This is a genomic window from Candidatus Diapherotrites archaeon (assembly GCA_030688545.1).
Taxonomy (GTDB): domain Archaea; phylum Iainarchaeota; class Iainarchaeia; order Iainarchaeales; family VGJJ01; genus VGJJ01.
Window position 1 is genome coordinate 1 of the sequence record JAUYHT010000003.1, and the last position, 6,255, is coordinate 6,255.

The 6,255-nt window shown below is 53.3% G+C and carries 9 protein-coding genes; 3 read left to right on the forward strand and 6 right to left on the reverse strand.

Annotated features, from left to right (window positions below):
- The 5 genes from Q8P05_02840 to Q8P05_02860 form a co-directional block, all read right to left on the reverse strand.
- The coding region (locus Q8P05_02840; protein MDP2666410.1) for a hypothetical protein at positions 1–219 on the reverse strand (219 nt) is incomplete at its 3' end.
- The gene (locus Q8P05_02845; GenBank protein ID MDP2666411.1) at positions 209–724 is read right to left on the reverse strand and encodes a hypothetical protein; all 516 of its coding nucleotides are present in this window, start codon (positions 722–724) and stop codon (positions 209–211) included. The genes Q8P05_02845 and Q8P05_02840, both read right to left, overlap by 11 nt.
- Positions 721–1,875, reverse strand: a complete 1,155-nt coding sequence (locus Q8P05_02850) for a hypothetical protein (protein MDP2666412.1) — start codon at positions 1,873–1,875, stop codon at positions 721–723. The genes Q8P05_02845 and Q8P05_02850 overlap by 4 nt, the downstream gene beginning before the upstream one ends.
- Before the next feature lies 1 nt (position 1,876).
- On the reverse strand, positions 1,877–3,475 hold the full coding sequence (locus tag Q8P05_02855; GenBank protein MDP2666413.1) for a hypothetical protein: 1,599 nt from the start codon (positions 3,473–3,475) through the stop codon (positions 1,877–1,879).
- Complete coding sequence (locus Q8P05_02860; protein MDP2666414.1) at positions 3,472–3,879, reverse strand: hypothetical protein; 408 nt, start codon at positions 3,877–3,879, stop codon at positions 3,472–3,474. Before Q8P05_02860 ends, Q8P05_02855 begins: the two co-directional genes overlap by 4 nt.
- On the opposite strand from Q8P05_02860, the gene Q8P05_02865 reads away from it, so the two are divergent.
- Genes Q8P05_02865 through Q8P05_02875 form a run of 3 tightly spaced genes read left to right on the forward strand, consistent with a single transcriptional unit; the run spans position 3,878 to position 5,763 of the window.
- Positions 3,878–4,000, forward strand: a complete 123-nt coding sequence (locus Q8P05_02865) for a hypothetical protein (protein MDP2666415.1) — start codon at positions 3,878–3,880, stop codon at positions 3,998–4,000. The genes Q8P05_02860 and Q8P05_02865 overlap by 2 nt on opposite strands.
- A 35-nt stretch (positions 4,001–4,035) precedes the next feature.
- The gene (locus tag Q8P05_02870; protein ID MDP2666416.1) at positions 4,036–4,614 is read left to right on the forward strand and encodes a transglutaminase-like domain-containing protein; all 579 of its coding nucleotides are present in this window, start codon (positions 4,036–4,038) and stop codon (positions 4,612–4,614) included.
- A gap of 45 nt (positions 4,615–4,659) precedes the next feature.
- Entirely contained in the window at positions 4,660–5,763 is a 1,104-nt protein-coding gene (locus Q8P05_02875) for an NFACT family protein (GenBank protein ID MDP2666417.1), read from the forward strand.
- A gap of 31 nt (positions 5,764–5,794) precedes the next feature.
- Here Q8P05_02875 and Q8P05_02880 read toward each other — a convergent pair whose 3' ends face one another.
- Positions 5,795–6,061, reverse strand: a complete 267-nt coding sequence (locus tag Q8P05_02880) for a PRC-barrel domain-containing protein (GenBank protein ID MDP2666418.1) — start codon at positions 6,059–6,061, stop codon at positions 5,795–5,797.
- Between the last annotated feature and the right edge of the window lie 194 nt (positions 6,062–6,255).

Here is a 6,255-nt window from a genome sequence, read left to right on the forward strand (position 1 = left end):
GGATTGGGAGGACCCATTCACATCCAATTCCTGGCTGATAAACCCCGAATGGTCCAACGCCACAAATAAATCATCAACATACTGATCAGTAATGCGCCTTTCTTCAAAGAGGGTCGCGGGTTGCGTGGGGAGGGAGCTGAATACTAATACCCCCACCACGAGGATGAGGGCTAACACCACGTCCGCGCTGAACGCAAATCCCTGGGGGTTAGGTCGCATATACGGTGACCTCCACCAGGGTTTCTTTTCCATTGAGGGTGGCGAGGCGCTGCACCACGCTTCGATGGGCGGAGGAGGGAGGAGCTTGTCCAGTGGCGAGGAATGGGCCTCCTGAGAATGTGATGTAGAATTCGAATGGGTTGACTGACAGCCTGGTTTTAGTGAACGCGTAGTCCAGATTCCCCAGGTTCACGAATGCCACTACTTTATCGGGATCCAGAACCCGGTCTTTCTGGGCGAGGCCGAACGCCTTCACCTGGTTCAAGTCTGAAATGTCCTCCCAATTGGATGGATCCCCGGGATTCTTGATGATGAACTCAGCGATGTTGGCGGCCACCACATCCAGCCCTTTCCGGGCGATGGATTGTTGGGTCTGGGATTGGACGTCATTCATGTAGCCCAAAAGGCCCACCACAATGACCAGGAATAATCCGGTGGCGAATAATACGTCGGGCATGCTTACCTGCGCTTTGGGGGGAGCGGGGGCGATTGGTAATGAATTCATGTGAACACCTGTTCCGCCACTATTTTCCCAAAGGGGTTGATGAGCGTGGCTTTAGTGCCGGGAATATTCCATAACGTCTGGTTAAGGTCCAAATAGATGGTGGTAGGGGTATTGGTTCCCTGTCCGGTGTGAACCCGCGCGGCCCCATGGAGGATATAGGGTTCGGGAAACGTGATGAGGGGCACATCATCCCGGAGCAGGGTGAAATGGGATAGTTCCAATGATTGGAGGGCGAGGAATTCAAGGAATTCCTTGGCGATACTTCCTTCGTCGAACTCCACCTCCGAGATGATGACTAATGGATTTCCATCCGGACCGAAGCCGGGGTTGTCATACCCGCAGTCGGCGCTGTAATAGAGGGGGATGATTTGGTAGACGCACGAGGTACCGTCGCAGGAATACGCTTGCCATACTTTGGTCGTATCGACGCAAGTGAATGTGTCGGGGCCGCATGTTTCCTGTGTGCAGACCCCTCCTTCGTCATCGTCGGAGAGGAGCGCATCATCCCCGATAGCTTCCTCGGTATCAGTTTCGGGGGTGAAGGCCGCGGATTCGTTCCCCCAGACGCGGTCGAATAGCACCCGGTACACGGACACGATGTGTTCTTCACAGGCCACCTCAATGACATCGGGGGCTTGCGCATACAGTCGGGGGTCAGTGCCGAATATCACCGATTCCCCATCAATGAGGAGGAAATTAGTGGCCACAAATTTGGTCACGGACTTAATACGAATGTGCGCCCCTTCGAGGAAGAATTGGGGGTTGAGGGTGGGGTCTAAGATCAATCGAACGGTTACCCCCCGCTTGATGGCCTGGCGCAAATGATCGCGGAACTCTTTAGGAGCGGGGGTGCGCAGGATGGCGTCGATTGTGTGACTGGCCGAGTCCACCTGCACCACTATTTTCTCGAGGCAGTCAAGGTGAGTGCAATCGAATGAGAGGGAACATTGGTCATTAGCCAGGGCTTTGGCCGCTGATACACTTAACCCGGGGATGACGTCCGGATTGACGTGGGGGGTGGTGTCCCCTGGAGCGGGGGGCAGAGGGTCAGGAAATAATAAGATGAGGGCGCCCGCCACGAGGATAAGGACAATGGGCCCCACTAACCATTTCCATTCGAAGCGGAAGGGAATAAGCTCAGGGGCGGCCATCTCAGATCACCACCAGGTTGAGGTTATCAAAACTAATAATGACGCCCTCTCGAGGAGTATCCCAGTCGCCCAAGCCCCCACCCAAATCAATGTAATAGGTCCCTGGTCCCGTGACCAAAGACGTGAGATTTTGGACATGAAATCGGGTGTCCGCCGAGGGGTTTTCTTTAAACCAAATCTCGGGGGTGGGATCGGCATCCACCGCACCAATGTCGAGGTCGCTTCCCAAAAACGTAATGGTGTTCTGGTCGTGGAACCGGAGCTTGACCCAGGATTCCTCTCCATTGTCCAAAGCATTGCTTCCCGTGGGATCGGGGTCAATGGAATAAAGGAAGCTGAACCGGAGTTTCTTTCCAGCTGTGAGGAGGGAATACATATCCGCGTTCACGTCGAATTGTATTCCAAAAGCCCCGGAGGTGACCATGCCAATGGTGGCATTATCATCCGGGTTGATAGGAGAATTAGGCACGATCCCCGGCCCCCCCATGCGGAGGTCCAGACTTTGAGTGAGGGGGACTTGGGAATCCGAGGTGTTCTTGTCATAATTGGGATCGGCATTGAACTGCACCCCCGCGGGGATGGTACCCCCATAGGTTAGCTTATCCCAGTCCCACCCATCATTCCCTATATTGAAATCAATTCCAAAGGTGTTGGCGACGCTGTTGACATCCGTGGAGAAATCCAATGGTTGGGGGAGATCATTCCCGTGTTCCCATAAGTCAATGAGATATCCTTGCTGGGTGAAGTTGACGTCGATGAACCCATAGTCGATGGAAATGGTTTGCCCCACCCCCGCGGGCTCATACGTCATGCGGATACGGGCATTGTTAGCTTGGTTGTAGTCCGTGATGCACCAGCTCAAATCGGGAGATGAATAATAGGTTTCCGAAAAATAAGGGGTGTAGGGCTCGATATCCACCCATTGAGTGTTGTCCCAGCATTGCACCATGTTCTGAGGCCCGTTCAATCCCACGTGGTAGGATTCGAAGTGCTTGATGTGCACGAATACGGAGTTGATGATGTTGGCGCTGGTGAGCCCTAAATTGTTGAACCGGAACTCCACCCAATCCGGGTTCTCGTTGGGGTTGTCGTCGGAGATCGCATACAGCGCGTCATCGGCCCCTACCTCCACCCTCCACGTCTGATTCTGGTCATCGATGAGGAGAAATATCCCATTGCTCACATCCCCACCCCCACTTGGGTCATTGGGGGGGGTGAATGGGTTGTAATTCGTATCATTCGTGAAGATGACCGTGCCATTCAGGTCGAATGCTTTCACAATGCCCCGGTAGAGTTGCACATTGGACACACTCCCTAATACGGGGCACAACGCGTCTCCCACCAGGACAAAATTGTTGGTGATGTTCGCGTCCTGCAACAGTTCGAATTTAGTCTCGGTGTAGGGGGGGTTGGAACTCATGTATGTGATAATGGAAGAAAGCTGGATGCACACCTCCTCCTCCCCCACATTCTGTTGAAGCCGGGCGGAGGATTGTTTGTTTTGTTCGATGAGGAGGAGCGCCACGACGAAGAGCATCAGGAGGAAGAGGATGGAGGAAAGCACTTCCATGCTGACCTGGCCGGATTGAACGGGAGTCATATGTTCACCACGTGTACGTTTACATCCCCCATCGTCACGCGCAAAGTATAGGGCCCTTGTTCGAAGAATAGGAATCGGGAATCGATATGGGCCTTGGTGAATGCAAACACATGAGTGGGGCTTCCCCCTTGGTGGAGGGTGGCGATCACATAGTTTTGGTCCACTCGCAATTCCGACAGGCCTTGAGGAAGGGTGATGTTCAAAAGAATGGAGTTGCCCGGCCCTTTGGCATAGACGAAGTCCACCGCCGAGGAGAGGGAGTCCACCGCGGCCTGCGTTTGGACAAGTTGGATGGATTGGGAATAGATGGTGAAAGCATACGCAAAAAGGATAACCACGACGATCAGGAGGAAGGTAGTGAAAATGAGGTATTCGAAACCCACTTGTCCTCGGGAAGATGCCATGAATCCTCCCATCGAAACCGCCAATAAAAAACCCCTCCGCGGAAAAGAGGGTAAAGGGCGGGAAATGGGTGGTTTATATTGGGGGATAGGCGCGTTTAAAGCCAGAATGACTTATGTATAGGCGAGTGGGGGCAAGGATAGGGGAGTGGGGGAGGCATGACCGAGACGAAAGAAAGGTTCTACCGTGTTCTCCTTGAGAAATACGCGGGAATCATCAACCAGAACGAGCAGCGCACGGTAGGGGAGATCAAGGCGCTCGTCGACCCCATGGACCCGGGGGTGCAAGGGTTGCTCCAGGAATTCAAACCCACCCCATATACGTTTGAGCGGGATTATCTTTTCACGGCCCAGCAGGTGTTCGAGCACATCACCCAAGAAATCAAGTATGTTCCTAATGACTTGACTATCAATTTCTGGCTGAAGCCCCATGAAATACTGGCCAACAAAGTGGCCGATGATGAAGATTTGGCCGTGCTCGTATGCACGGTGTTACATGCGTTGGGGGACGAGAATGCCATGGTCGTGCTTATGGAATTAGAGAATCTGACGACGCACGCGGTGGTTTTGACAACGGTGAATGGGAAGACACTGCTCCTGGACCCCTGCACGGGACATAATTTTTTCAAGTATCATGGCGAAAAATCCCATGTGTTCAAGCGGTATCATTTCAATGGCCAACGAATCAAGCGGGCCTTGTATCGGTTTAACGCGCAGATGTACGAACAGTTCATCTGACGGGGTGGGTGACATATAGATAAAGAGAAAGGAGTTGTGAGATTAATGGAATGGGAAGTGCATGGGACGGCCTTGCGTCAATTAGCACAGTATTGGCATTCTATTTTAGAGGGGGGATATGTGCAGCAACTCCGGGGGGTGGGAACAGACACCTTTGTTCTGCGGATGCACACCAAAAATGGGAATATTGAATGGGCTATTCGACTGCCTGGGGTCATTACCCAAACCCTCCGGAAATGGACGCCCGAAGAAAAACAGCCAGGATTCGTGAATGCCACCAAGACAGGGTTGGCGAATGCCCGAATCATTGGAGTAAGGCAGCATGGGATGGACCGCGTGCTCGTCCTGGAATGCGAGGAAGGGTCATTAGTCATCGAATTGTTCGGAAAGGGAAATCTGGTGTGGGTAACATCCAATGGGACGATTGGCGCGGTGCTCCATGCCAAAGAATGGCGTACCCGCACGATGAAACGAAACCACCCTTATGTGTTTCCCCCAGGCCCCCCCGATTGGGAAGCATTACCCGCAACGGGGGACAATACTCCTTTTGAGGGAACATGGGGCGCGTGGTGGGTGACACGAATGGGGGTTCCTCGAGAGTGGGTGGAATATGTGTGCGAGCGAGTACGCGTGGAAAAGGATGCCCCGTGGACAATGGATGCGGCGACATGGGATTTGGTTAGGCATACTTTGAAAGAGTTGGTTGCATCACTCGTGCCCCAATTTGAAATAATTAAGAGTGAAAAGAAGAATGTCGTACTAGTTCTGCGTGTGGACGACACCGTAAAAGAAGGATTAGATCAAGAGGCGTTGTTTTCCCGACTGGATGCCATTTTGGTTGAAACCACTCCGGAGGCTGCCCCATTGTCAACGACAGATCAGGCACGGAAGGCCTTGGAGGTGAACCACGCGCGGCAGGTGGCGATGATGAAGGCGTGGGAAACGGAAGCGGCATCTTTACAAGTCAGTGGGGAATGGGTCTACTCTCATTTCGAAATGGTGGAGGAATTGCTCGAGGCGGTGCGGCGGGGACGCGCGTTAAACGTGTCGGATGCGCACGCCCTCTTTGAATTGAAGAAGATCGTTGGGGAAGTGACTAAAGTGGATGTGGCGGCCGGAACGATCGAATTGGAAGTGGAAAAGGAGTAATGGGCCCTCAGGGGAGTGGGTCCCCATGGTGTTATTCGCCCATACTGGTTATTTCGCGCTCGTCCACGATGAATACATCGGAGACCGCCGTGACGGCCGCATACGGGACTTGAATAATCCGGTCCTGCAGGTTGGCTTTCTTGATGACCCTGGATTCGGCATCCACTTCGACGATTAAGGCCTCAATATTCCCCGTTCCTTCGTCCACGAGCAGATCGGAGAGACGCCCTACTTCATCCCCTCGATTGGTAATAACGCGTTTGGTCGCCAATTGGCGGGCAATGGCATATTTGTACATATTCTAAAACCCCCTTGTGCATCATGGACCACGCTGAGCTATAAAAGGCTTTTCCTTGACCCGTGGCCCGCAGCCCAATGGTCCTCCCCGGCGAAAATCTTCCGGGGGGAGGCGTTTATCATGTAGGGTTTAGAGCTTTTTGATGGGCTTCCGGGGTTTGGAGGGGGGATACATGTCCCGCAGGGCCTCGCGTT

What these genes read in the sequence shown, in the direction of transcription:
- Q8P05_02845 (MDP2666411.1), bottom strand. Translation starts at nt 724, where the DNA reads ATGAATTCATTACCAATCGCCCCCGCTCCCCCCAAAGCGCAGGTAAGC.
- Q8P05_02850 (MDP2666412.1), bottom strand. Translation starts at nt 1,875, where the DNA reads ATGGCCGCCCCTGAGCTTATTCCCTTCCGCTTCGAATGGAAATGGTTA.
- Q8P05_02855 (MDP2666413.1), bottom strand. Translation starts at nt 3,475, where the DNA reads ATGACTCCCGTTCAATCCGGCCAGGTCAGCATGGAAGTGCTTTCCTCC.
- Q8P05_02865 (MDP2666415.1), top strand. Translation starts at nt 3,878, where the DNA reads ATGAATCCTCCCATCGAAACCGCCAATAAAAAACCCCTCCGCGGAAAA.
- Q8P05_02860 (MDP2666414.1), bottom strand. Translation starts at nt 3,879, where the DNA reads ATGGCATCTTCCCGAGGACAAGTGGGTTTCGAATACCTCATTTTCACT.
- Q8P05_02870 (MDP2666416.1), top strand. Translation starts at nt 4,036, where the DNA reads ATGACCGAGACGAAAGAAAGGTTCTACCGTGTTCTCCTTGAGAAATAC.
- Q8P05_02875 (MDP2666417.1), top strand. Translation starts at nt 4,660, where the DNA reads ATGGAATGGGAAGTGCATGGGACGGCCTTGCGTCAATTAGCACAGTAT.
- Q8P05_02880 (MDP2666418.1), bottom strand. Translation starts at nt 6,061, where the DNA reads ATGTACAAATATGCCATTGCCCGCCAATTGGCGACCAAACGCGTTATT.